Source organism: Erwinia sp. L03-1 (genome assembly GCF_058686115.1).
The window spans coordinates 4,349,221-4,375,640 of the sequence record NZ_CM178762.1 but is presented as its reverse complement, the minus strand read 5'-3'; the positions used below and the strand labels follow the sequence as shown (position 1 = coordinate 4,375,640).

8 protein-coding genes and 2 pseudogenes are annotated in these 26,420 nt (G+C 60.6%); 2 read left to right on the top strand and 8 right to left on the bottom strand.

Annotated features, from left to right (window positions below; translation table 11 throughout):
- Window positions 1-4 precede the first annotated feature (4 nt).
- From AC4PCC_RS19995 to AC4PCC_RS19985, 3 genes are read right to left on the bottom strand one after another with little or no spacing between them, the layout of a single operon-like run.
- Window positions 5-1,249: an aminotransferase class I/II-fold pyridoxal phosphate-dependent enzyme gene (locus tag AC4PCC_RS19995; RefSeq protein ID WP_492125682.1), complete on the bottom strand. Its 1,245-nt coding sequence runs from the start codon at window positions 1,247-1,249 to the stop codon at window positions 5-7.
- 20 nt (window positions 1,250-1,269) lie between these two features.
- A complete protein-coding gene (locus tag AC4PCC_RS19990; RefSeq protein WP_492125681.1) occupies window positions 1,270-2,289 on the bottom strand; it encodes an NAD-dependent epimerase/dehydratase family protein in 1,020 nt (339 codons plus the stop codon).
- Window positions 2,286-18,701: an SDR family NAD(P)-dependent oxidoreductase gene (locus AC4PCC_RS19985; RefSeq protein WP_492125680.1), complete on the bottom strand. Its 16,416-nt coding sequence runs from the start codon at window positions 18,699-18,701 to the stop codon at window positions 2,286-2,288. The genes AC4PCC_RS19990 and AC4PCC_RS19985 overlap by 4 nt, the downstream gene beginning before the upstream one ends.
- Before the next feature lie 603 nt (window positions 18,702-19,304).
- Between AC4PCC_RS19985 and AC4PCC_RS19980 the strand changes: the two are divergent.
- Window positions 19,305-19,391, top strand: a pseudogene (locus AC4PCC_RS19980) (hypothetical protein); the annotation flags it as partial.
- A gap of 71 nt (window positions 19,392-19,462) precedes the next feature.
- On the opposite strand, the gene AC4PCC_RS19975 reads toward AC4PCC_RS19980, so the two are convergent.
- From AC4PCC_RS19975 to AC4PCC_RS19965, 3 genes and pseudogenes are all read right to left on the bottom strand, one after another.
- Window positions 19,463-19,621 carry a hypothetical protein gene (locus AC4PCC_RS19975; protein ID WP_492125679.1) on the bottom strand — a complete coding sequence of 53 codons (159 nt, stop codon included), beginning with the start codon at window positions 19,619-19,621 and terminating at the stop codon, window positions 19,463-19,465.
- Between the two features lie 186 nt (window positions 19,622-19,807).
- Entirely contained in the window at window positions 19,808-20,641 is an 834-nt protein-coding gene (iclR, locus tag AC4PCC_RS19970; RefSeq protein ID WP_492125678.1) for a glyoxylate bypass operon transcriptional repressor IclR, read from the bottom strand.
- A gap of 139 nt (window positions 20,642-20,780) precedes the next feature.
- Window positions 20,781-21,616 (bottom strand): annotated as a pseudogene (locus AC4PCC_RS19965) (IS3 family transposase).
- Between the two features lie 19 nt (window positions 21,617-21,635).
- Between AC4PCC_RS19965 and AC4PCC_RS19960 the strand changes: the two are divergent.
- The gene (locus AC4PCC_RS19960) at window positions 21,636-21,935 is read left to right on the top strand and encodes a SymE family type I addiction module toxin (RefSeq protein WP_492127580.1); all 300 of its coding nucleotides are present in this window, start codon (window positions 21,636-21,638) and stop codon (window positions 21,933-21,935) included.
- A 53-nt stretch (window positions 21,936-21,988) separates the two neighbouring features.
- Here AC4PCC_RS19960 and AC4PCC_RS19955 read toward each other — a convergent pair whose 3' ends face one another.
- Window positions 21,989-22,213: a hypothetical protein gene (locus AC4PCC_RS19955; RefSeq protein ID WP_492125677.1), complete on the bottom strand. Its 225-nt coding sequence runs from the start codon at window positions 22,211-22,213 to the stop codon at window positions 21,989-21,991.
- Window positions 22,206-26,411, bottom strand: coding sequence for a glycohydrolase toxin TNT-related protein (locus tag AC4PCC_RS19950; RefSeq protein ID WP_492125676.1), 4,206 nt, complete (start codon window positions 26,409-26,411; stop codon window positions 22,206-22,208). The genes AC4PCC_RS19955 and AC4PCC_RS19950 overlap by 8 nt, the downstream gene beginning before the upstream one ends.
- Window positions 26,412-26,420 lie beyond the last annotated feature (9 nt).

Below are 26,420 nucleotides of genomic sequence, written 5' to 3'. Positions count from 1 at the left end.
GTGTTTAAATCGCATCGAATTCGCGTGCGGCATCAAGGATGATCTCTACCGCCTGGTCTATCTCTTCCCGCGTATGGGAGGACATCAGCGACAGCCTCAGCCGCTCTTTATCGGGCGGAACCATCGGGTATTCCATGATGTTGGCGAACAGGCCTCGCTCATAAATCAGACGATTGATATTCCCGGCCACGCCGCTTTTACTGAAGAAAATGGGGATAATCCCGGCTTCGCCGCGAATGATATTGAAGCCGTTTGATTCCAGCCGATCCTGCATATAGCGGACATTCTCATGCAGGCGCGCCATGCGTTCAGGCTCGTTTTCCATCACATCCAGCGCGGCAGAAATGGCCGCCACGGTCGGCTGTGCCAGACCCGAGGTAAACAGATAGGGATAGGAGAAGTTACGCAGCATAAAGATGTACTCATTGCTGCCGGACACAAAGGCGCCCTGCGCGCCGAGCGACTTACTGCAGGTAGACATCCGCAGGTCGACCTGACCCAGCAGATCGAGATGCTCAAGCGTACCCTTGCCGGCGTCTCCCAGCGTACCCAGGCCGTGCGCGTCATCGAGGATGGTGATGATGTCGTTTTTGCGACAGATCCCGATGTAGCGCTTAAGATCGATGATCGAACCGTCCGTGGAGCGAACGCCCTCGACGGTAGAGAAGATCTGCGCACCCGGTTTGGATCGCTCACGAATTTTCGGCAGCAGCGCTTCAAATTCATCAAGACGTTCCGGATCGAAGGTGAAGAAAGGCACGCCGGTCATCCTGATGGCATTCACCACGCTGGCGTGGCTGTTCTGGTCATAGATGATGATATCGTTACGATTCATCAGCCCGTTCACCCAGCAGAGGTTGGCCATATAGCCGCTGGGTAGCAGTACGGCATCCTGATGCCCGGCCAGCGCGGCCAGGCGTTTTTCCAGCGCCTTATGCTGTCGGGTGTAGCCTGAAAAAGCGGGCGATCCCCCGGTGCCGATGCCATATTTCTCAACTGCGTCAATCACCTTCGCTTTGACATAGGGATGGTTAGCCATGCCAAGATAGCTGTTCGATCCAAATACCAGTACGTCGCGAAAAGTCTCGTCGCGCAGATCCTTATACTGCATCCTCGCATCGACCGGCCCCGAACCCTCACGCCCTATCATCAGGCCCTTTTCGACCTCTTTCTGCCAGGCGCTATATTTCAGTTCGACGCGCTCCCTGAAGGGTTTGCGCTCAAGTTCAATCAGTTCACGGAAATCCATTAATACGACACCTTAGAGGGTTACTCTTTCACGGAGGATGTTTCAGGTTGCCCGGATGCAATAAAGCCGTTGGCCTCATACCAGGAGGCACAGTCGCTTACCATTCGGCGCAGGGAAGTGGGCTGATAGCCCAGTTCGCGCTCTGCTTTGGCGCTGCTGAAGTAATAAACCCCGCCGAATACGCGCAGACGATAGGCATCGACGACCGGTTCGCCGCGCACCAGCCAGGGGAGTTTTTCCTGCAACAGCGTTTTCAGCCAGAAACGCGAATAATGGGTTTGCGGGGTATCCACCTTACGCAGCAGGACCGATTCGATTTTGGCGATCAGCTCGGTATAGTGCGCGTTGGTCCCGGCAATGATGTAGTTCTCGCCGCTGCGACCGCGCGTCAGCGCGCTGACGTGCGCCTGACCGACATCGGCGGCGGAGCAGAAGCTGGCGCCGCCCGGCGGCATAAAGGGGAGCTGGTTGTGGTAAACCGCCAGCACCATGCGTCCCCACTGCATGGAATAATCAAATGCGCCCAGCACTTCAGCGGGATTGAGGATCACCGCAGACAGCCCGCGGTCGCAGGCGCGGCGCACCAGCGTCTCGGCGCGGAGTTTGCTGATGGCATAGGGATTGCCCGCGCGAAAACCGCGCAGCGGCGTCTCTTCGGTCGCCAGGGCGTACGGGTCGTTACGGGCACCAATGGTCGACGTGGTGCTGGTATAGACCAGGCGTGCGATACCGCTCTCCAGCGCCGCGTCGGTGACCGCATGGGTGCCTGCAATATTCGCCGCTTCCAGCAGCGGCCAGTCACGACGGTTACTGCTGGTATTCCCTGCCGTATGGATCACGGCGTCATGCCTCTCCATCGCCGTACGCAGCGCCACCCGGTCGTGCAGCTCTCCCTGCAACAGGTCGACGCCGAGAGGCTTAAGGAAGGTCAGATTGGAGGTGGGACGCACCCAGGCCGTCACCTGATGACCCGCCGCCAGCAGCGCGGTCACCACGTTGAGTCCGACGAACCCGTTCGCACCCGTAAGCAATACTTTCATTGGGCCTGCTCCTGCGGATTAAGTTGTTCAAGCGTGTTCCAGAAGGCTTTTCGCCCTTCGTGTTTGCTGCGCATCGTCAGCGCTGCCGGGTTGCGGTCAGGGTGGCTGGCGAGTCCTTCAAGCAGGATCTCAAGCTGCTCCAGCAGCGGCTCCAGCGGTGCGGCAGGCAGATTGTCCGCCCGATAACCCAGGCGTAAATGCAGGCCATGTGCCTCAACCTGGACCCACAGCGCCAGATGCAGCGTGGGGTGAGCGGCGAAAAGATCATCAACCAGGCGAGCCTCACTGGCGCTGACAGTAGCCGTGGCGGGGACGGTGTCTGTGGCGGGGTCGGTCAGGATTAGCGCGCTTTCAAACGGGGCGATGCCGCGCGTCCACGGCGCAATCTGTCCTGGCGCGGTGCCAGCATGATCGAGGCGCTGTGCAAGCTGTTCCTCTATGGCCGCGAGCCAGGGGGCGATCTTCTGTCGCCCGACGGCCTGGATCCTCACCGGCAGGGGGGGTAGCGGCGATTCGCGATCCGATCCGGCGGATCGCAGCCAGCCGAACTCCGGGGCGGTGGCTTTCGTATGGCGGTTGATCAGCAGCGCCCAGCCTGCGGCGATCAGCGTTTCCAGGCTTATTTCCAGACGCTGCGTGCAGGCCTGCAGCACCGCCACGGTATCGCTACCCGGCTGCCGCTCCACCAGACAATGTCCGGCTAACGTGCGGAAAGCGTCCTCCTGGCTTTCCCCGGCGATAAGGCCCAGGGCGGTCAGCAGCGAGCCTGACTCCGTGCAGCTTGCTGTTTCGCTCGCCCAGAACGCTTTCAGCTGCTTTTTGCTCAGCGCCACGGCTTTGCGATCGCTTAGCCGGGAAGCAAACCACGCCTGAGGAAGCGCGGGGCCCTCAATCGCCCCGGACAGCGGAACCGGCACCGCAGCAGAGGCCGTTTCATCGGCTGCGGCCCGGCGCGGGGCGTCAACACGCAGGGCGGCATAGAGGTCGCACAGCTCGTTTGCGAAGGGATAGCCAGGAAAGGCCACGCGCTGACGCGGGGCATCGCGGTGTAACAGCATCCAGTCAACGTCACAGTCGCGGCACCAGAGCGCCGCCACGCGCGCAAGCTGCTGCGTTTGCACCAGTTCGCGGACAAAGCTTTTTCCTGCCTCACCGGCGATCAGCTGCGAGACTTCGCTCCGCTCGCGCACGTTGCCGCTGTAAATGTCAGGGTTTGCCTGGCCGGCGTCAGGGTCGGCAATAAAGGATCCCAGCTTCGCCAGCAGGTCACTGCTGCTGGTTGCCACCACCGCCAGCCGGTTTTCAAAGGCGACTCGTCCGGTCTGGCTGGTCCAGGCGAGATCGGCCAGATTCAGCCTGCTGCCCTGCACCTGCACAAAGTCCCGCAGGGCGCTGGCATAAGCGGTCAGGCGTTCAGCCCGGCGCGCGGAGAGCACCACAATCTGCGGGGTGACATCCCTGTCGCTGCCCGCAACAGGCTGCGGCGCGTCGGCCTCTGGCGACTCCACAACGACAAATGCGGTGGAACCGCCCATGCCGAAGGAGTTGATCCCCGCCAGGCGGGAACCTCGCGCATTGCGGCTCCAGTCGCACGCCTCACGCGGGAAGGTAAAGGGCGATCCCTGATGATCGAAAGACGCGTTGATGTGGGTCAGGTTTGCGCAGGGCGATATCCGCCCATGCTGCATACTTAACAGCACCTTGATCAGCGAACAGATGCCGGATGCGGCCTCCATATGCCCGAGGTTCGCTTTCGTTCCCAGCGAGCAGAACTGCGAGGCATCCGTCTGCCGACGCAGCGCATTAGCCAGCGCCTTCAGCTCAATGGGGTCACCCAGCTCGGTCGCGGCACCGTGGCTTTCGATATAGGTCAGCTCACGGATATCAATTTGCGCTTCGTTCAGCGCCCGGCTGGCCGTCTCTTCCATCACTGCCAGGCTGGGCATATATTGCCCGGCACCGGTACCCGCGTGGCCGATGCACGAACCGCGCAGCACGCCGTAGATATGGTCGCCATCCTCCCGCGCACGGCTGAGCCTTTTTAGCACCACCATGCCGGATCCTTCGCTGGGGATCAGCCCATCGGCCCGATCGTCAAAGGTGCGTTCGCTGCCGTGCGGCGACAGCACTTTCATATTTTGCAGCAGCATATATTTGCTGGGGTGCAGGCTGAGGTTGATGCCGCCCGCCAGCGCCATATCACACTCGCCGCCGAGAATGGCCCGCCGCGCAAGGTGCACGCTGGTCAGCGATGAGGCACAGGTGGCCGCGATGCTAAGACTCGGCCCGCGCAGATTCATCAAAAAGGAGATGCGGTTAGCCAGCTCGCTGACCACGGAACCCGCACCGGGATAGACGCCCGTTTCCGCATACAGGCCGGACATAATCCAGGTGAAGTCCTCGTTCATCGCGCCGACGTAAACGCCGACCCGCTGCGCCCTGAGCGACGATGGCGTATAGCCCGCATCCTCCAGCGCGTGCCACGCCGAGCGCAGCAGCACGCGTACCTGGGGATCAAGGCGGCTGGCCTCCTCAAGCGTCATGCGGAACATATCGGGATCGAAACGATCCGCATTGTCGAGGAAGCCGCCGCGATTGACGTAGCGCGGGTTCCCGTTATTATCCGCCCGGACCGTCCAGCGCGCCTGTGGAATGGCGCTGAGGCACTCTTTGCCCGCCTGGATGTTGTCCCAGAACGCCGCCAGGCTGTCGGCACCGGGGAATTCTCCGGCAAGGCCGACAATCGCCACCGCCTCGCTGTCGCTCTGCACGCTGGCGGGTAAGGAGGATGTCGGCATAAAGCGCGAACGCAGGATGTGGTCGGATTCGCTACGCTTACCGGCATTCTGTGCGATTTTCGCTGCGGTATCGCGGCGTTGTCCGACAATCTGTGCGGTGTCCGCTGCGGTGGCGCTTTGAGCCGCGGCCAGGGCGGCCTGTGGCTGTGCCGCCGCTGCTTGCGGTGGCAGGCCTGCGCCATAGCGCTGGTGCAGGTGTGCGGCGAGCTTCGAGGTGGTATCAAACTCAAAGGGTGCCGTTTTCGACAGCCCGTCATACTCTTTTTCCAGCAGCGCGCGCAGCTCCATCAGCATGACGGAATCCATACCCAACTGCTCAAAGGTGGCATCCACGGCGATCTCGCTGGCGGGCATTTTGGTGATCGCCGAGATATGCGCCCTGAGCGCGTTTTCAGCCTGAGTCAGGGCACGATGTTGTGCTGCCGAAGCTGCGTCGGTCGAAGCCGCCGCGCTATGCGATGCGGGCGCGGAGTCCTTATAAGCCACCGCGTTATGCGATGCGGGCGCGGAGTCCTTATAAGCCACCGCGCTATGCGATGCGGGCACTGAGTCCTTATAAGCCACCGCGCTATGCGCCGCCGCCGCCGAACCGCCATGAGCCACCGCGCGATCTCCCTGAGGTTTCGCCGTATCGGCCCGACGTGGATGGGCCTGGATACGCAGGGCGCGGGCGATTTTGACGCGGTCGCCGACCATCACCAGCAGCTCAGGGCGCTGTTCAAGCAGGGCGCGCCTGAGGGCATCAATACCGGCATCTGCCTCCAGCGCCGCCATGCCGGAAAACTCAAACAGCGAGACATCATCGGCGGTGATATCCATCTGCCCGCTGGCCCACAGCGGCCAGTTGACGGAAAGGCTCTGGCCGGAACGCAGGCCCTGACTGACCATTGCGGTACGCCAGACGGCATGACTGTCCATAAACCGGTTGCCTGCGGCATAGGCACCCGAGCCGAGATCGCCCAGCACCGCCGAGACAGAGGAGAAGTTGACGAACAGGGCGAGTGGCTCCTGCGCCGTAGCGCGATCGAGCGCGACCAGGCCATCGACTTTAGGGCCAATCAGCGCGGCAAACTCCGCATCGTCCAGCTCGGTGACAGGCGTGGCGCTGGCGACGCCCGCGCAGTGAAGCACGCCATTCAGCGAGCCAAATGTCGCTTTCGCCTGTGCTACCAGCGCGTCGGCACCGCCCGGCTGGGCGATATCCGCGGCGACGTAGCACACTTCCGCACCCTGCTCGCGCATCATCGCCAGCTGCTGCTGGACGGATTCACCCGGCTGGGCAGCGCGTCCGCTTAACACCAGGCGCGCCTGATAGTGTGACGCCAGATAGCGGGCCATCAGCAGGCCCAGCTTGCCTGCGCCGCCGGTGATCAGATAGCAGCCCTGACGGACAAATGGCAGGCGCGCATCGTCGCTTGCGACCGGAGGCGTTATTTCGCTGAGCTGGCGCTGGTAGCGTTTGCCGCTCCAGTACGCCAGCTCCAGCCCGGCTTCGGATGCGGGACGCTGCACGAACTCCCGCCAGACGCATCCGGCCAGCGCGGCGCTGTCCCCGGCATCGCTGCGCAGCGTAAACAGCTCAAAGCGGTGGTTGATGGTCAGCAGCGAGCGTGCATAGCCGCTCAGCGCGTCATTCTGCGGTTCGGCCCGGTGCGGCTGTGCAACATACAGGCTGGCGCAGCGCAGGGCCCGGCCCGGCTTCACCCGCTCCAGCGCAACGAACAGCGAGCGCAGCGTCTGCAGGCCGCTATGCAGCCGTGCGGCACAACCGTCGTCCAGCAACGGGTCAAAGTGCGTATCCGCGCCGGATGCCTCAACGATATGGCTGGGCCAGAGCTGCTGTGCGTCGAGCTGCGCGCACAGCGTCTGCATGCTGGCGACCGACAGCGGATCGGCGCTGAACCGGTGCGCATCATGCTGAACAAACTCACTGCCTGGCGTCACGGCAATGACCCTGGCGCTGTCGCCATAAAGCCCGCGCAGGGCCTCAGCCAGCGAGGGATCCTGACTGATGACCAGCACCTGAGGCACGGCGGCGTTACCGCTTCGCGAACAGGCCAGGTCACCGCCTGCCGACCGGGCGGCGGGCAGGGGCGATTCAACCCAGCTATAGCCATAGAACTGCACCGCCTGCTGCGCCGGAACGGCGTTCGCGCTGTTGCCATCGCTGCTAGTATTGCGTTCGCTGCTGACGTTGCTGACGTTGCTGACGTTGCTGACGTTGCTGACGCTGCTGTCACTGCTGACGTTGCTGACGTTGCTGACGTTGCTGACGTTGCTGTCACTGCTGACGTTGCTGACGCTGCTGTCACTTCTGTCACTGCTGTCACTGCCGGTCAGCATCCGCGCCGCAAAGTCCGTCAGTCGGGCCAGCACACGGCCTTCGGTATCCATCAGCGTAATATCGAACTTGCGCACGCTGCTGTTAAGGTCGTCGTCCTGGGGGCGCGACTGCGCCGGGGTGACCCAGGCATAACACTCACGGCCCAGCGGATGGCGCAGCGCCAGTTCGCCGAGGAAAAACGGCACCATCGGCAGGGTGTAGCCAGACGGCTCCAGCCCGACCGCCAGGCAGGTGCGCAGCGCACCGTCCAGCAGGGAAGGGTGCAGGTAAAACGCATCGGCCGTGGCGGCAGCGGTCTCCGGCAGGCAGAGGCGGCTAAGCGCCGAGTCGGCGAAGCGATAGCGCTCACGCGTCACCCGGTAGCTCGGGCCATAAGCAAAGCCCATTTGCGCAAATTCAGCGTAGAACGTGGCCTGGTCATCCTCGCGTTTCCCGGCGGCGCGCAGCGCGGCAAGGTCGATCCATTCGTCCGCGGCGTCAGACGCGTCGGGGTGATACACCACCTCCGCCTCTATGGCCAGCTGGTGGGTGGTGAGGTTTAGCACCTCCACGCGAACGCTTTCACCGCCCTGATGCGCCAGCCCGACGTCAATATCTACGGGCGTACCCTCTACCTCGACGGGCGTCATCCACATCAGATTGCGGATGGCGCCGACCTTCCAGCCGTTATCAATCGCCCGCTCGCCCGCCGCCCGCACCATTTCAAGCCAGGCGGAGCCAGGCAGTATCATCCGCGGCTCGCCGGTATCAATCACATGGTCGCGAAGATAGCTTTCCCGCCCGGTAAACTGCTTGCTAAATCCCTGACGTGAGAGCGTCGAGATATTTTCGTCAAGCAGCGGATGCAGCGCGCTGGCGCGGCCCTGACCGGGCTGAGCGGAAGGCAGTTCCAGCCAGTGCCTGCGCGTTATCAGCGGCAGCGGCGGGAAGGAGACGCGCCGCACCGCGCCCGGCGCGGAGGCGCTGTCAAACAGTGGCCTGGCGTAGCGATCCCAGCTGAGGTCCAGCGTGGTGGTCCACAGGCGGGCAAGCCGGGTCAGCTGCCGCGCCTGAACCAGGCTATCGACCAGTTCATCAAGCTGCGCCGCCGCCAGGATAGTATCCAGCCGGTCGTTGCTGCCGACCAGTCGCCCACGGTAGAGCTGCGTGGCCGCGCCTTTATCGCGGTACTGCTCAAGCTGCGTAAGGAGTTCTCCCGCGCTTCCCGTCACCACCGCCAGACGTTCGGTCATGGCATCCCGCCCAATCAGCGAGGAGTAAGCCAGCGACGCGAAGTCGGGCGCGGCGTCAGGGTCGCGTGCGATGCGGCTCAGAAAAGCGATCATCCGCTCCACATAGCGCGCCAGACGCGCGTCGCTGTCCGCCGAGAGGACAAACAGCCGGGGTTCAGCAGCCGCACAGGCGGATGGGGCAGGGCGCGGCCCCTCTTCAATCAGGACGTGCGCGTTTGACCCTCCGGCACCGAACGCGCTCAGGCCCGCTCGTCGCGGCAGATCGGGCGTCGACTCCCACTTCTCAAGCGCGCGTACCACGCGGAACGGCGAGGCGGTAAAGTTGATTTTCTGGTTGAGCCTGTCGGCATGCAGCGACGGCACCAGCCTGCGATATCGCATTTGCAGCAGGATTTTGGTCAGCCCGGCGATACCCGCAGCGGACTCCAGGTGGCCGATATTACTTTTCACCGATCCGATGCGGCACTGGCCTGGCTGAGGCTGCTGCGCGCCTTCCGTTTCAGCCGACATGCGCGAGAAAGCCTTCGTCAGACCGGCGATTTCAATGGGATCGCCCAGTGAGGTGCCGGTGCCGTGCGCTTCGATATAGCTCAGCGAGTCAGGCTGCCAGCCCGCGCGCTGAAACGCCGTACTGACGACCTGGCTTTGCGCGGCCTGATTCGGCACCGTGAAGCCGCTGGTTTTGCCGCCGTGATTGATGGCCGTGGCCTTGATGACGCCATAAATCTGGTCACCGTCTTCCAGCGCCTGCCGTAGCGGCTTAAGCAGCACGGCGCCCATGCCCTCTCCCGGCACGTAGCCATCGCCACCTTCACCGAAGGCGCGGCAGCGACCGTCGCTGGAGAGGAACTGGTTCTGACCCAGCTGGTAATATTTCATCGGATGGACGATGAGATTGACCCCACCCGCGATCGCCATGTTGCAGTCACCGCTGTGAATGGCCTGGCAGGCCATATGCAGGGCGGTCAGGGATGATGAACACATCGAGTCCAGCGCGACGCTGGGACCGTCGAGGTTGAAGTAGAAAGAGACGCGGTTAGCTACCGAAGAGTGCAGCGCCATCGCCCAGCCCGACTCGTGCTGTTTGGCGGTGGTCTCGATAAACTGATACTGGCCCCACATGACGCCAACGTAGACGCCGACCTGCGACCTGCTCAGCGCCTGGCGCGAATAGCTGGCATCGGAAACGCACTCCCATGCGGTTTGCAGGAAAAGCCGCTCCTGGGGATCCAGCAGCTCCGCTTCGCGCGGAGAAATATTGAAATACTGGGTATCGAACTGGTCGATATCGTCAATAAATCCGCCCCACTTGCTGTACACCGAATCCTTGCTTCCCCGCTCGGGGGAGTAGTGTTCGCTGACGTCCCAGCGCGACAGCGGGATTTCCGTGATGCTGTCCTTTCCGGCGCAGAGGTTGGCCCAGAACTCCTCAAGGTTGCGGGCACCCGGATAGCGGCCACTTAGCCCGATAACGGCGATATCCTGCCGGGCCTCCGTTTCCTGCGGGCTTAACCCGGCGTGTCGCTTCAGCGTGTCGGCACGGGATGAATTCAGCAGCTCCGCCAGGCTCAGCCGCAAATGCGGCGCAGACGCGGGCGCGCTATGCGCCGAACGCGTATTTGTTGCCGATAAGGCCGTGGCGGAGCGCGTCGTCTGCGCACTGGCTTTCGCCGGGTTATCGGCGTCAATCTCTGCCGCCCAGCTATCCAGGGTCGTGTGGAAATAGAGATGGTTTGCGCTGACGCCAGCGAAATGCCTCTCCAGCTCGGCCTGAAGCCGGATCTGGCTAATGGTATCCACCGGCCACAGGTGCAGCGGGGTTTGGCAGGTACAGCCTGCCGCCGCAGAGTCCAGCGCCGCCGTCATGGCTGCGAGCAGAATATCGCGCGTTCCGGTCAGCTCATCGGTGATGACAGACAGAAGATCGCGCGTTACGGGCAGGTCATCAGGCGACCCCGCCGCCCCTGATAATGGGTTCAGCGCCAGTTTATCCGCGGCCTCCATTGCTACCAGTGGCGACAGCGGTTTACCTACTGCCTCTGCTGCCTCTGCTGCCTCTGCTGCCTCTGCTGCCACCAGCGAAAGTACGGGTGCCGCTATCCTGGCGGCCTGGTCGCCGCAGGTCTCAATCAGGAAATCGGCCAGCGAGGCGAGGTCTTCGTATTCGTAGAACAGCGTTTGCGGCACCTCTCCGAACGCCGCCGTAAGCGTTTCGTTCAGTGCCAGAATCATGATTGAATCCAGACCGTAATCGGCGAGCAGCGTCGTGGCACTCACTTCTCCCGCATCAAGCCTGGTTACCTCAATAACCCTGGCGATCAGCAGGTTAAGGACGCTCTCGCGTATCGAGTCCGCCGCAGGCTGAACGGTGGCTTTCGCCTGCGGGGCCGCCGCCACGGCGTGAAGCGGCGCAGCCGCCGTCGCGCCAGGCGGTCGATTTGTACTGTGTGATATATCCGTGCTGACCGCGCGATCTATGCCGTGCGCGATGCCTGCGCTGACCGCCCGGCTGGCACTGTGCGATATGCCAGCGGTAACTGCCCGGTTGGCACTGTGTGCCGCACCCGCGCTGGCCTGAAGCCCCAGGTGGGGGGCGAGCTGGGTCTGTAGCCGTTCGATCCTGACCACCACGCCGCCTGCGCTATCGAGCAGATCGATATCGTAGTGGGTGGCGGTAGCGCCTGCCGCCTGGGCGGTATGACGGCGCGCCCAGCTATAGCAGACGGCGTTAACCGGGCCGAACACCTGCAAGCGCGCCAGCGCAACCGGGACCTCAATGACGTTTTTCGCCGCAGTGAGGCCACCGATGCCTAATACCGTACGGAATGCGCCGTCCAGCAGCGACGGCGGCAGAATAAACGGCTGTAGCAGGGGAACCCTGTTCAGACTGCCGGGGAATTTCAGCTCCGCCAGCGCCTCGTCGGCACTGAACCAGAGGCGTTCGAGGATCTGGAACGCCGGGCCAAAGGTGAAGCCACGCCGGGTAAACGCAGCGTCCAGCTCAGTGCGTTGCAGCATCTGGCCGCCGTCAAAAAAGCGATTCAGATCAACCGCCGGGGGCGGCGATGCGCCGCCGGGACTCAGCCGTCCGCGCGCGCAGGTGTGCCGGTGTTCCGCCTCGGTGCGGTAGAGGTCAAACTCAAGCCCGCCGCGCGATGGCAGCAGGGCAATGCCGATCTCAAGCGAGCCGCTGACCGCAACGGGTCGTAGCCATTGCACATCCGCCACCTGCGACAGGGCAGGCAAATCGCCCGTCGCGGGCAGCGCGTTCCCTTTCAGGGCGAGTTCGCTGGCGGTTAGCGCCATTTCAATGCAGGCGGCACCGGGCAGGATGCGATTCTCGCCCAGCCGGTGGTCATTTAGCAGGAACTCGTCTGCGCGCAGCGTTTTGTGAAAAGCCTGTTCGGCAAGGGTAGAAATATTGCTATCAATCAGCGGATGCAGCGCGGCGGTGCGCGGTGTTGCAGGGGCGGCCGGCGCCCAGCAATCCTGACGCTGGAAGGCGTAGCCGGGCAGCGAGACGCGTCGACGTAAATGACCGGCGTGCAGTGCGTACCAGTCGACGGCGTGGCCATTCGCCCAGGCCTCACCCAGCGCACCAAGGCGGCCCTGGCGGATCCACTCGGCCAGCGGCGGCGTGTTCGTCGCCTGACGGGCGTTATCACGATGGCCCGTCATCAGCCCGGAGAGATGCTGCTGCGTAAAGGCGCGCAGCGCTTTGACGGCATCCCCGGCTTTCTCCGCCACCAGCGCCAGCCGGTGTTCGTGTGCAACGCGCCCAACCTGGAGCGTCCAGGCCGCGTCCTGTAGCGACAGGTCGGGATGCTGCTCAATAAAGGTGGCCAGCCGTTCGGCCATCGTCAGCAGCGCCGCTTCGCGACGGGCAGAGAGCACGATAAGCGCGGGCTGGCCCGTCTCATCCGCTGCGCGCAGGGGTTCAGCGTACTCCTCCACAATCATATGCGCGTTGCTGCCGCCGGCACCGAAGGCGCTAATCCCGGCGATGCGCGGCAGCTCGCGGGGAACGGCGGTGCCTCCCTCTGAGAGGCCGTTCACCACCGGGCGCTGCCACGGGGCCAGCGTCTGCTGAACGTGGAAGGGACCGCTCTGAAAGTCGATAAAAGGGTTGATAACCTGTGACTGAATGGAGGGCACCAGCGTCTGATGCTTGAGTTGCAGCAGCACTTTGGTCAGCGATGCCATCCCGGCCGCCGCCTCCAGATGCCCGATATTGGCCTTGACCGAGCCAATGGCGCAGCGGCCAGCAGGTTCGCCCGCCACGGTGAAAGCCTTGTTCAGCCCGCTGATTTCAATAGGATCGCCGAGTTTCGTTCCCGTTCCGTGTGCTTCAACGTAGCTGATATGGCGCGGGTCAACGCCCGCCGACGCCAGCGCATCCGTCACCAGATCGGCCTGCCGTTTCGCATTCGGCACGGTGAAGCCGGACGCTTTCCCGCCGTGATTGACCGCGCTGCCGCGGATCACGCCGTAGATAGCGTCGCCATCCGCCTGCGCCTGCGCGAGGGGTTTAAGCACCACTGCGCCGACGCCTTCACCCGGGACATAACCGCTGCCACCTTCGCCAAAGCTGCGGCAGCGGCCATCCGTCGAGAGGAAGTGCATATTAGAGAGCAAATGGTACTTGTACGGATGCAGGGACAGGTTGACGCCGCCCGCGATGGCAACCGATATCTCGCCGCTGCGAAGGGCATTGCAGGCCAGATGGATGGCGGTAATGGAGGAGGAGCAGGCGGTATCAATCGCCAGGCTCGGGCCGGAAAAATTGAAGAAGTGCGAAACCCGATTGGCCACCGACCAGTAAGAGGAGTGCGACGTGGTCCACTCCGCTTCGGGGCTGGTGACCGCGTGGAGCTGATAGTCGCCCCACATAATGCCGACGTACACGCCGACGCGGTTTTCCTGACCGCGCAGCGGGGAAGCCAGCCGGTCAGCGGTATAGCCTGAATCCTCAATGGCCTGCGCGGCGGTTTCCAGAAAGAGCCACTCGTTGGGATCCATAATCTCCGTTTCTTTCGGGGAGATATTGAAATAGCGTGGATCAAAACGCCCGACGTCGGAGAGGAAGCCGCCCCAGCGGCTGTAGCTTTTACCGGGCGTTGCCGCCCCTGGCTGGAACCAGCGCGCCTCTTCCCAGCGTTCAGCAGGGACCTCAGTCACAGAATCACGTCCCTGGCTCAGGTTCTGCCAGAACTGCTCAAGATTTTCTGCTGCGGGATAGCGTCCGGCAAGGCCGGTAATGGCAATATCCCCCTCATAGCCGTGCTGCGTTTTAAACGCCGTCTCCGCTGCCCCGGCGGATGCCGCGCTGTCCTGTCGTGCCGGGCGCAGGGATGCGGATCCCTGCTGGACAGGACGTACGGATGCGGCCGTGTCCTGTGGGGCCAGGCGTAAGGCGGCAGCGGTCGGGGCGGCAGGCGCAGCCGTCTCAGGCAGCAGCGCGCTGCAGGCCTGCTGATAATTGTCGACCAGAAAGCGGCTCAGTTCTTCCATAGTGGGATGCTCGAAGAACAGCGTCATTGGCAGCGATTTGCCAAATACCTTTTGCAGCTCGCTGACCAGCTCTATCGCCACCACTGAATCGAAGCCGTAGTCACGGAAGAAGCCGTGGCGCTCGAAATGCGGCGGGATGCGCAGCCGACGGGCAAACAGGTCGGAAAGATAGCCAACCACCGTATCCTGCACCGCGTGAGGGGCGTCGTGGCCCTGGGGTTCACCGACCGGCGCGGGGTCGACCACGTTCAGCGCTTCCGCGATGCGCGCGGCATCCCCTGGCATTACCACCACCTGCGAGGCGCGGCTGTTAAGGGCATATTCGAAGATGGCGGTGCCCTCATCGGTCAGCAGCGGCACAATCCCGAAATGGCGGTTCAGAATGGCCTCTTCCCTGTCGGTGAGGCGCATACCGCCCTCTTTCCAGTAAGGCCAGTTGATCGACAGCGTTTTGCCGGGGCGTTCACCCCGCTGCTGGAGCCGGTTACGGTGGCTGGCGAAATAATCCTCAAACGCGTTGCCAAAGGCATAATCGCACTGGCCGATATTGCCCAGCACGCCGGTGACGGAGGAGAACAGGGCAAAAAAGTCGAGCGGACAGTCCTGCGTTTCGGCATCCAGCAGCCAGCTTCCCATCAGCTTCGGCGTGATAACCCGTTTAAAGGCCTCCGGACTCTTGCGCAGAATGAAGTTGTCTTCAATCACGCCCGCCGAGTGGATAATGCCGTTAAGCGCGCGGCCCGACTGGCGAACGCTGTCGATCAGCCGCTGTACGTCATCGCGCTCGCTGATATCACAGGCGACATAGTGGGCGGCTCCCCCCTGTTCGGTCAGCGCGATCAGCTGCTGCTGCTGTTTTTCACCGGGCTGCGAGCGGCCGCTCAAATAGACGGTGGCGTCAAAGCGCGAGCAGAGGAAGCGGGCGAAGATCAGGCCCAGCCCGCCCAGCCCACCGGTGATCAGGTAGGTTCCCTGCTGGCGCAGCCTGACCGGCTCACAGAGCGACGGATTCACGCTGGACTGGGCGGCGCTGGCGGTGTGTGGCCGTATCTGATGCGCAACAGGCAACTGCGCCTGGGCGGCAAAGCGGCGCACCAGGCGCACCCCCTGCACGTAGCGTACATCGGCCTCTTTTGAAGGGTCGCTAAATTCGTTGCTGATAAGCGCCGCCAGTCGTGCGGCGTCGTTTTCGCCCTCACAGCACAGTACGCGGCCCGCGTAGGCCGGTTTTTCAATGCGCAGGGTGCGATAAAAACCGCTGAGGGCTTCGACATCGGGCAGGCGCGGGGTGGCAAGATGAAGATGAATAAAGCGTACGCTCTTCACCTTGCGCATCAGCGCCCGGGTTAGCGCAAACAGGCTCTCCGGCCCGGCGCACAGGCGCGCAGCAAAGTCCTCTTCGGCAAGCGTGGGGGCGGCCCACAGGATACGATCCAGCGTGGCGCCCTGCGCCAGCAGCCCATCAACCGCCGCGATAAAATCTTCACTGTTTCCCGGCCGCACAGAGACAACGCCCTGTTGACTCCCGGTGTTGGCCGCGGATGCAAACTGAATTTGCTGGATCTGCGGAGGGGTTTCCCCCTGCGCCAGCAGGCTGGCGAGCCGCTCAGTATCCTGCGCTGCACCGATAATCAGCACCTGGCGGACCGGCGCTTCTGCCTCTGTCGCCGCCTGTGGGATCCACCAGGGCTGGTAAAGGCTCGCCGCTTCATGAGGGGTCAGAGAGGGGGCGGCGGCGCGATGTGCGTTTTCCTGCGCGGCACGCTCCCCGGACAGGCGAAGCGTAACGCCATAGAAACGCAGCGCGATCTGCTCCGGGTTCGCCGCATCGGCCAGGCTGATATCTACCCTGGCCACGCCTTCGCTAAGCGTATTTTCTCCCGCAAGCGTGACGGTAGCCGTCATCGTCGCGCTACAGGAGCCCAGCACCTCCAGCCTCTCCAGCGCAAAGGGAACGATCGGGCCGTTCAGCTTCTCGTCCGGCTGCACGGCGTCCAGCATTCCGGCGACCCAAATCACCGCGGCCTGTAGCGCACCATCCGCCAGGCTGGGGTGAATAACCCAGTTGGCAGGGGCGGCCGTCCCCCGGGCATCAGGCAGCGCCAGGCTGGCGACGCAGGTACGCGGGCCGGCAGCAAGCTGACGCAGAGCGGTTAACCCCTCGCCGTAGTGCATTTGCAGTGCATCGAGCTGTTGGTAGCAGGCTTCCGCATCCAGCAGGCGCACGCCGCTATCACTCTCCGCACGCGGGGATGCGTCAGGCGCAGCTCCCTCCACACGCGAAGATAAGTCAGACGAAACCCCTTCCACACGCGGAGATGAATCTGGCGCGATCCCTTCTGCCGCTACCGTTCCCTGGCAGTAGAGGGTGTCGTCGCTGCCGAGGATCTGAAAGCCCCAGTGCGCCGCTTCCTGCGGGTCCAGCTGAACGTGCAGGTCCTGCGACGCGTTTTGATAGGTCAGCGGTCGTAGCCAGGCCACCTGTGAAAAACTCAGCCGGTGATCATTTTTCAGCGTGGCCGCATCGGTGAGGGCGGCGCGAACCAGTTCCAGGTACATCACGCCCGGCAGGACAGCCTGTCCGGCGATCTGGTGATCGGCAAAAAAGAATTCGTCCCCCTCAAGCTGCCCCTGATAGCGGGAGCGACCGCCGTCAGCCCTGCGTCTGAGCCGGGCGGGCAGGGCGGCGCGCGGTGACGCGGCGCGGCAGGCTGTCGGGATCCAAAAATGGCTGCGGGTAAAGGGATAGCCGGGCAGCCCGATTGGGCGGAAACGCGCCTGCTTAAACAGCTGGCCCCAGGTACCCTCCGCCCCGCGCTGATAGCAGTCGCACAGCCGTTGCAGGAGTGCTGCAAACGCGGCCGACTCCCCCGCTACGCCGACGATTTCATCGAGCAGCGCGGCCGCTTCGACGCTGGCTTGCTCTGCCTCCTGCCTCGCGTGCTCGGGCACCTTAAGCGGGCCGGGGGCGATAGCGCTTTCCAGCGCGGCGATCAGGCCCGGCACATCGCGGGTTACGCAGCTAAAACGGCAGGCGAAGCTGTCGCGACGCGTCAGCAGCGTGGTACTGATATCGGCCAGCGGCACAGCGGGATTTTCACTGAGCCAGTGCGCAAGATCCCGCTGGCTTTGCAGCAGCGCCTCCGGCGTTTTTGCCGACAGCGCGATCGGGTAGTCGCGATACGCCGCAGGCTCATCTGCCGCGAGCCCGCGATCGGCATCGGCAGGCGGCTCTTCCAGCACCAGATGGGCATTGGTGCCGCCAAACCCGAACGAACTGACGCCCGCGCGCAGCGGCGTGTTCGGCTCGATTCGCGCCCAGTCACTTACCCGATCCACGAAGAAGAACGGGGTGGCGGTGGCGTCAATGCGGGGGTTCAGCGCCGAAAAGCTGCGCAGCGGGGGCAGCCTGCGGTTTTTGAAGGCCTGCAACACCTTGATGATCCCCGCCACGCCTGCGGCAGCCTCGAGGTGGCCGATATTAGATTTTGCCGACGTCAGGCCACAGAACGCCTTTTCCAGCGAGACCTTCTGCTGTTCCGCCAGGGTGCCAAATGCCCTGACCAGCCCCTCGAACTCAATGGGGTCGCCCTTCGGGGTGCCCGTGCCGTGTGTTTCAATCAGGCCCACAGTATTGATGGGAATGCCCGCGCGCAGATGGGCGGCCACGATGACGTCGGCCTGCGCAGAGGCGCTGGGGTAGGTGAGGGTGTAGGTCGAGCCGCAATGGTTTATCGCGCTGCCTTTGATCACGCCGTGGATATTGTCGCCGTCGATCAGCGCCTTATCTAAAGGCTTAAGCAGCAGCACGCCAGCGCCTTCTCCCCGCACGTAGCCATCGGCTTCGGCATCGAAGGAGTGGCAGGCGCCGGTTGGCGACAACATGCCCATTTTTTCAAAAGAGGTGTGCCGGGTCGGCGTGAGGATAAGGTTAATCCCCCCGCTGAGGGCGATGTCGCAGTCACCGTGCTGAATGGCCTGGATTGCGCTGTGAATTGCGCTCAGCGAGCTGGAGCAGGCCGAGTCGATCGGCATGCTTGGCCCGCGGAAATCAAAAAAGTGTGAGATGCGGTTAGCAATAATCGAGGTAGCCGTGCCGGTGGCATGATGCGCCTCAACAGGGCTGCCAGCGTTTTCCTGTAGCTCTTTGTAATCGTTATTGAAAACGCCGATAACCACGCCAACCTTGCTCCCCCGCAGCGTGGAGGGAGGGATCCCGGCATCCTCCAGGCAGGACCAGGTCAGTTCCAGCATAATCCTCTGCTGTGGGTCCATAGTTTCAGCAACTTTTGGAATGACGCCAAAGAATTGGTTGTCAAAACAGCCAATTCTGTCCAGAAAAGCTCCCCATTGCGGTCGGGGCTTATCAGAATAATCGTCTGAATTTCCCCTTAAGCCTGAACTATTCCAGCGCAATCCTGAGGCTTCTGTAACAGAATTACGATGGTTTATGACATTATTCCAAAATTCGCTATAATTTTCTGCATCAGGAAATTGACAAGAAACTCCAATGATTGCTATGTCCATTTACTTCTCATTGATTAGGTTGACAGGTGGTTTAAAAACGCACGATATTTTTATATCTAATTGATTAAAAGGACATAATTAATCAGTACAACATTTTTTATTAGTCAGTAAGGTAATCGCAGATTATATTAATAACATTAATTATATTATTTTAATGTATGTATTTTGTTTGCTAGATGTTTCATTGAGCGCGCTAAGCCGCACGAATTGCTGGTTTTACGCCGCAGAAGTAAGTGCTGTGGAAGCCCCGCAGGGATGTGGAGCGCTGAAAACACCCGGTGTTTCCAGAACGACCCTGATGAGTTCAGTAATTTTGAAGGGAAAAGGCGTGGGTGAGCATTGCTCTTATCTTTGCTGGTCTCAGAATCGATAAGTTAGTGTTTCTGATAAAAGAGCAGCCCGATCGGGAGGGTGGCGACGGTAGCCGCGCTTGATGGTTTCCTCAACAGGCGGTTTGCCGCAGAGGTTTTGGGGCAGAGTCACAGTAAAAGAACTGCTCGTCATTGCTGTTTAATGATGATGAATTTGTTGCAGACGTGAAAGCACATGCAGAAGTTCAGAATCACTAACTGGCGCAGCGACAACAACGCTCTTATCAACCATGGTCAGGTTGCAGAGTCTCTGGCCATGGTGCGTGCGCTGAACAAAATGACGAAGGCAGGAATGCCAGAAAGTGTGCGTATTTCCTGAGAGCAGTAACCGGCTATGGGGATGCTTATCCAAAATCTGATTTATTCAGCAAAGCCCCGCTCAGGATACGTTCAGCGCGGATCGATAAGATCGACCACCAGGGACAATATCTCATCCATATCATGTGGCTCAACCGTGGCGGCATAGCTCGCTCTGCATGCCGTCAGGTCAAGCGAGCGCAGCTGATAGCACAGCGCTACCTCGCCGCTGTTCGGAAGGTTATTCAGCACCAGGCTTACGATGCTGGCAATCCGGTATTTTTGCCCCTCAGCTGTTCAAACAGCCGTTAATTGGCGTTATTAATCAGGGCGCAGGTTTATGCCGTACCGTCATGGTGACCGCATATATCGCCATAGCGGCGGCATATCACCGCCACAATACCGCGCAGTACCGGGTGACTCGCCTGAAACCGTACGTTACCTCGACCCGCCATATTCACGGGTTATCTCCTTCGCCGCGCCGATAACCAGCGCGCCCAGCTCGGTTACGCGGTCATCCGTGACGCGGGACACCGGGCCGGAAATGGAGATGGCGGCAAAGGGCTCGCGGTGTTCGTCGTAGATGCAGGCCGCGACGCAGCGCAGCCCCAGGGCGTGTTCTTCATCATCGAAGGAAAAACCGATCTTGCGCACCAGTGCCAGGTTCTCCTTCAGACTGTGCGGCGACATCAGGGTGCGCGGCGTGTAGTAATGCAGCCCCTGCCGGTGCAGCAGCTCGCTGACCTGCGCCTCGGAGAGGTTGGCCAGAAAGGCTTTGCCGGCGCCGGAAGCATGCATCGGCAACTTGCCGCCAATGGGGGCAGACATGCGCATCAGCTGGGTACACTGCACCTGATCGATAATCACTGCCTGACGATCGCTAATGTCCAGCACGGCCAGATTGACCGTCTCTCCCGAATCCTCCATTAGCTTGCGCAGCATCGGGTGGACCAGCGCCAGCAGGTTACGACTCTGCAAAAAGCTGCTGCCCACCACAAAGGCGTGTGCGCCGATGGTCCACAGGCCGAGGTCGCCCACCTGACGGACAAATCCCTGCTGCTGCATTGTGGTAAGCAGGCGATGGGTAGTCGAGTTGGGTAATCCCGCCTGCTGCGCCAGCTCGGTCAGCGCCACGCTGCCGTGGGCATCGGCAATAAACTCCAGCAGCTTCAGGCCGCGGGTCAGCGACTGGACCTGGCCGGCGGGCTGGGCGGGCTGCGCCTGGGCGGCGCGGGGTTTCTTGCCGCGTTTGATAACTGCTGGCGTGGTCATAGCGGATCCCTTCGTTTTCACATTATGGAAACCATTTTCGTTTTATCAGGCGATTTTGCAAGCGGCGCGATCTGGTCGGATCAGTATGCAGCAGAGGCTGAGGTAATCCCCCCATTCTTAACGTAGGTGATAAGTAGAATCAGATCGTGCGTTGTCTATGCTGCATCGGCGTGTAGCCATTCAGCGCCATATTCGGACGTTCGTGATTATGAAACCATTGCCATCGCGTGGCATAGCTCTGCAACTCCTCCAGTGATGTAAACAGGTGCTGCCCCAGCCAGTCATAACGCACCGTCCGGTTAAATCGCTCAATATAAGCGTTTTGTTGAGGGTAACCGGGCTGAATAAAGCGAAGTGTTATATTCTGCTCAGCCGCCCATGATATCAGTATCTTACCGGTATATTCTGGCCCGTTATCGCATCGTTTCGCTGCCGGTTTACCTTTCCATTCAATGAGTTGCTCGAGAGTCCTCACCACACGATTTGCAGGCAGAGAAAAATCCACCTCAATGGCCAGGGCCTCACGATTAAAGTCATCGATAACATTCAGTAAACGGACGGAACGGCCATCCGATAGCTGATCATGCATGAAGTCCATCGACCAGCATTCGTTGCTGTTTTCAGGCACAGCCAGCAGTTCAGGTTTATTCCGTTTCAGTCTTTTTTGCGGTTTGATCCGCATGTTCAGCGACAACTCGCAGTAAATCCGGTACACCCTTTTGCCATGGCTTACTGAATGATTTCGGCTTTGAGTCGTTCTTCGGCATACATCTTTTTGAGACGGCGATTTTCGTCTTCGAGCTCTTTCAGTCGGGCCATCATGGAAGCATCCATACCGCCAAAGCGAGAACGCCACTTGTAGAAACTGGCATTGCTCATGCCGTGCTCGCGGCACAGTTCAGCCACTGGCGTTCCGGCTTCGGCCTGCTTCAGGATGGCTATTATCTGGCTGTCGGTAAAACGTGATTTTTTCATAGAAATCTCCCCGGTTCAGATTACGAGAAAACTCTACTTATGGACACACCGGTTTTTTGGGGGGGATTACCTTACCGTCGGCTACCGCCCGAAAGGCGGAGATCGCGATACGCCACAGGTGAGCGTCACGTGCAAATGGCTGGCGGAGGCGGGTTTTGCGGTGGGAACCGGCGTAAGCCAGACGGTGCTGGACGGCTGTCTGCTGCTGATCCCCGACAGCCGCGAGGAGAGGTGGCTGCGGGCAATGGAACAGCAGCTAAAGGCGCAGCAGCAGGAGCTGGAGCAGGCTAAGCAGCGGATGATCGCCATGCTGGCGTGAAGGTAAAAGCCGGAAGGATCTTTGGGGGATCTCTTCCGGCTTATTTATATTTATTATCCCAGCATATGTTTTAATCTTGCTAAAAATTCTTTACATGCGTCTTCTTCGTTAGCGTAAAATTTCTCTTCAGTACGCTGCCCTCTTTCGCTATAAAATATTCTCCAAAGCATTCCTTCATAAATTAGACACAAAGATTCATTGGATATAACACCAATTGAATAACTATCTCTTGGTATCTTCATTGAAGATAAAATACTCATTAAATCAGACTTATCCACAGTTCCTTCCTGTTTTAACTACTTTTAAATGTTTGGAATCAATTAAAGATTGCACTGACTCGGGTAAAAGGTATTGCGTACCTAAACCAACCTCACCAAACCAGGGTGCTATTTTACTTTCAAGCACTCCTGGAATAGGCTTCATAACTTTATAAACTGTGTATGGTTTAGTTTCCGTTCCTGGAGCCAATGCTCTCATTGAATAAGGGGTTCCGACCGGAGAAGTATATTTACCACCGGGATAACCATAACGGTCAATTAATGTTCCCTTTTCCAAAACCGAAACTTTTACCGGCCCGAAAGCACCATCGTTAGGCGGCCAAAATGTCACCAGCTCCTTACTCAACCCCAGCGGATCAACCCAGCTAAGCGGATTTGGTGCATATTGATACAGGTTCACCCCACCCGCCAGCCCTATCGGGTCCTGCACCGTAAAGCGTCCGACCTGCGGATCGTAATACCGGAACAGATTATAGTGCAGCCCGGTTTCGCTGTCAGCATACTGCCCGGCATAGCGCAGCGGCTGATGGTGCAGGGCAGTTTGCTGCACGATTTTGTGAAAACCTGCCGTCTGTCGGGTAACCTCGCCAAAACTGCCGTAATGCCCGCTCCACCGGAGCTGTCCCTGTTCATCAGTGATTTCCAGCGGGGCACCGTTCAGGTCGGTACTGAACCAGAGAATCTCTCCGCGACTGTCGTCCCGCAGGTGGTCAACCCGCGCCAGCGGGCTGTATGCCTCTTTGGGGTCGTATATGTATGTCTGATACTGACCGTTCTGCTGCTGTTCCTGTAACAGTCGGAAGCCCTGCCACAGGAAGCGGGTCTCAGTGATGCCACGCTGCGTGGTGACGGTTTTACGGATGCGACGGCCCAGGGCATCATAATGGTAGCGTGCCGTAAAGCGGCCCTGCGGGCCGGTGCCTTCTGCCTGTATCAGCCGGTTTTCCGCGTCGTATTCGTAATGTTGCTCATGCAGGCCGCTACGGCGACTGACCAGGTTTCCCCACCCGTCGTATTTCATAAACAGATTTTGCCAGTGCGTCAGGCGGTTATCCGTCAGCGGCAGGGCAGACAGGTCATTATCCGGCAGGAGGTTATCCGCGGCGTCGTAACGGAACGTCCTGGTGCTGTGGTCCGGGCGGGCTTCGTAGTGCCTGAGAAGACGACCTTCCTCATCATAGCCATAAATGGTGTTGCCACGCAGCGTGTCGCTGACGTCAGAGAGTTCTCCCCGCCTGGTGTAGTTGAAGGCGCGTTCGAAGATAGCCTGTTCCGGCAGGTCGGGTGCTAAGCCGCCGATACTGCGTTGCCGGGTACGTCTGCCCAGACTGTCATACTGGCGGGTCTGTTCACGGGTTCCCTGAGTGCGGGACACCTCCCGGTGCAGGCGGTCGCGGGTAAATTCGCTGACCGTCTGCTGATTAAAGCGGATGGCACTGACGTGACCGGAACCGTAGTGCAGCCAGCTTATCTGCTGCCCGCCGGGCAGGGTCAGCGCGGTGAGGTTGTCCAGGGCGTCATAGTCGTAATGCAGTTCACCGTTCACCCCCTGTTCAGTGAGCAGTTTTCCTGCTGCATCAAAGGTAAACTGAATATCATCTGCTTCAATTCCCAGCGCCACGCCTTCAGCGGTCGGCGTGCGCGTCAGGCCGGTAAGCTTCCCGATGTTGTTACGCTGGTAATGGTACCGGGCATCGCGGGTTGTCCGGGAGGTCAGCAGGCCGCTGCTGTCATAGCTGAACTGCTGAACACGCCGGGGAATGCCGCCATCGTTGTCCGGTCTGCCGCTTTCCATAAGAGTGGTAAGCAGTCCCCGTTCATTCCATTCCATCTGCCGGGATGTGTGGTCCGGGCGAATCTCATTTAAAGGACGTCCTGAGGGGTCATAAGTAAACCGGTACTCACCGCCGTTGCCGTTTTCCAGACGCAGCAGATTGCCTCGTGCATCATAGTGCCAGCGACGCATGATACCGTTGCGGCCGGTCTGACTGAGCGGCTGGCCCAGGCGGTTATACGTCCAGGACACTTCGCTTTCCAGCGGGTCACGCCAGGCGTTGAGCTGTCCGTGTTCGTTCCACAGTAGCGTTTCCTGACTGCCATCGGCACGAATAACGGCGGTAAGCTGGCCTGCATCGTTCCACTCCCTCCGGGTGACGTTACCTTCTGCATCCTCGCTGCTCAGGAGCTGACCGAAGCGGTCATACGTAAAGCGGGCTACGCTACCGGAGCAGTCGGTGCGCTGTGTCAGCAGTCCCTGGCGGTTCCACACCAGCAGCACGTCACCGCCACTGGCATCGGTGATGCGGTCCGGCAGCGTTTCTTCGTCGTCAGGATAGTGGTAAGTGCTGGAGTGATTCAGCGCGTCGCTTTCCGACAGCAGGCGACCGTTTAAATCATATGTCGCCTGTGTGGCTGTTAAATCCGGGAAAACCGTGCGGGCGATGCGGTCAGTGTTGCGAAACCAGTAATACTCTGTGGTGCGGCCTGCCGGGTCGGTCTCTGACGTCAGGCGGCCATAACGGTCCCACTGGCTGCGCCGCATGGCTCCGTCAGGCAGGATAACATCGCATAACTCACCGTCGCGGTAAACGAAGCTGGTCTGGCGACCGTCATAATCTGTGAAACGTGCGACGTTATTATCGTCGTCAACCAGCCAGTGTGCCTGTGCGCCATCCTCGCGGGTGGCACGACGGGTGCCGTTTTCAAAATCGTATTCAAAATCAAGCTGCTCACCCGCGCTGTTGCGGTATGCCACCACGCGCGGCAGACCATCAATGTTCCGCCACAGATATTCATTCAGCAGACCGTTGCTGTCCTCATGGCTGCGCAGTAAATCCATGCCATGCCGGCCGTCATACCAGCTGAAACGCCGGCGTACCTGACCGCCGCGTCCGGTGACGCTAATCACCCTGGCCTTATCATCGAAGCCGTAGCTGACCAGGCAGATTTCATCATCCAGCCAGGCCCCGGTCAGGCGAACCTGTCCGCTGACGGTTGTGTAGCGGCAGACTACACTTTGCCCGGCGCTGTCGGTGAGCGCATGCAGGGTATGGTCGTCGTTCCAGTCAAAAAGAATATCGTTACCACAGGGTTCTGTGAGGCGTAGCGGCAGGGAAGGGGAATCGTCCCGCAGGGATGAGTAATGCCAGCGCTCGCCGCTGATATCATACAGTGACCAGCTGTCGTCCTGATGATGTTCCAGCCAGCGTTTCTCGGTTTCACAGAAGGTTCGCTCTCCTTTTGGCACCATCGGGAAGGAAATGTAATCTCCCGAAGGCGCACGCCATACCAGCCCGTCCTGATACCGTTCAAGGCGGGTTTCCCAGAAAAGTGACCAGCCACGGCCCAGCACGCTGTCGCCGGGATTGCCACTGCGCCAGTAACGCTGCCAGACCACCGGCAGACGGGAGGGTAATACAAAGTCCAGCTCGTCATCGCCCGCGAGGAATTTCTGCCCACTGACGATATCCACCGGACGCGCGATGATGCCCGCGGCAGCGGCACCGGTCATCAGCACGCCGGCGCGGCAGGCGATACGGGCCAGTTTGTTGATACCCGGGATTTTACTGAACAGCTTCGCCAGCGCCCCGGCCTTCGCGGCACCCCCTGCGCCACCGATAAGCCCGGCAAATAACAACGTCAGGTCAGAGGCTTTATACAGTTTTTCAGGGACTTCAGACTGTATCGGCAGTGTCTGTTCCGGCTCACCGCCAATGCGCACGTTCCCTGAACCGGTCATGACCTTTCCGCCACAGGTGGTCTGGTCACCGATGCGGGCAGCAGGCAGGCCGTTAATAAATACGCGTGAGGAGCCTTCGGCCATCTGCTGTGAACCACCGTCCTTAGCGCATTCCACCATGCTGTTGGTCGCAATGGCGGCAGGTCTGCCGTTAATGAACACGTTATGCGAGCCGGTGGCGATAACGCCTTCCTTCTGGATGCTGGCCGCGTCCGCATTCGCAATACTGTCCCGTGCTGCCGTCGCCAGTTCACCGGTCAGGTATCCCACCGCCAGGCTGGCCCCGACCAGAAGGACGCCAATGCCGAGACAGGACGCACCGAGACCGGCAATCATCATTGCCCCGGCGGCAATGCCACCGGCAGCCGCAATCAGTCCACCGACAATCGTTCCGGCAATCATCCCTGCCAGCGCATGAGAATGGCCGATATCATCGCCCACGCGTGCCGCTTCAAACATAACAACGTT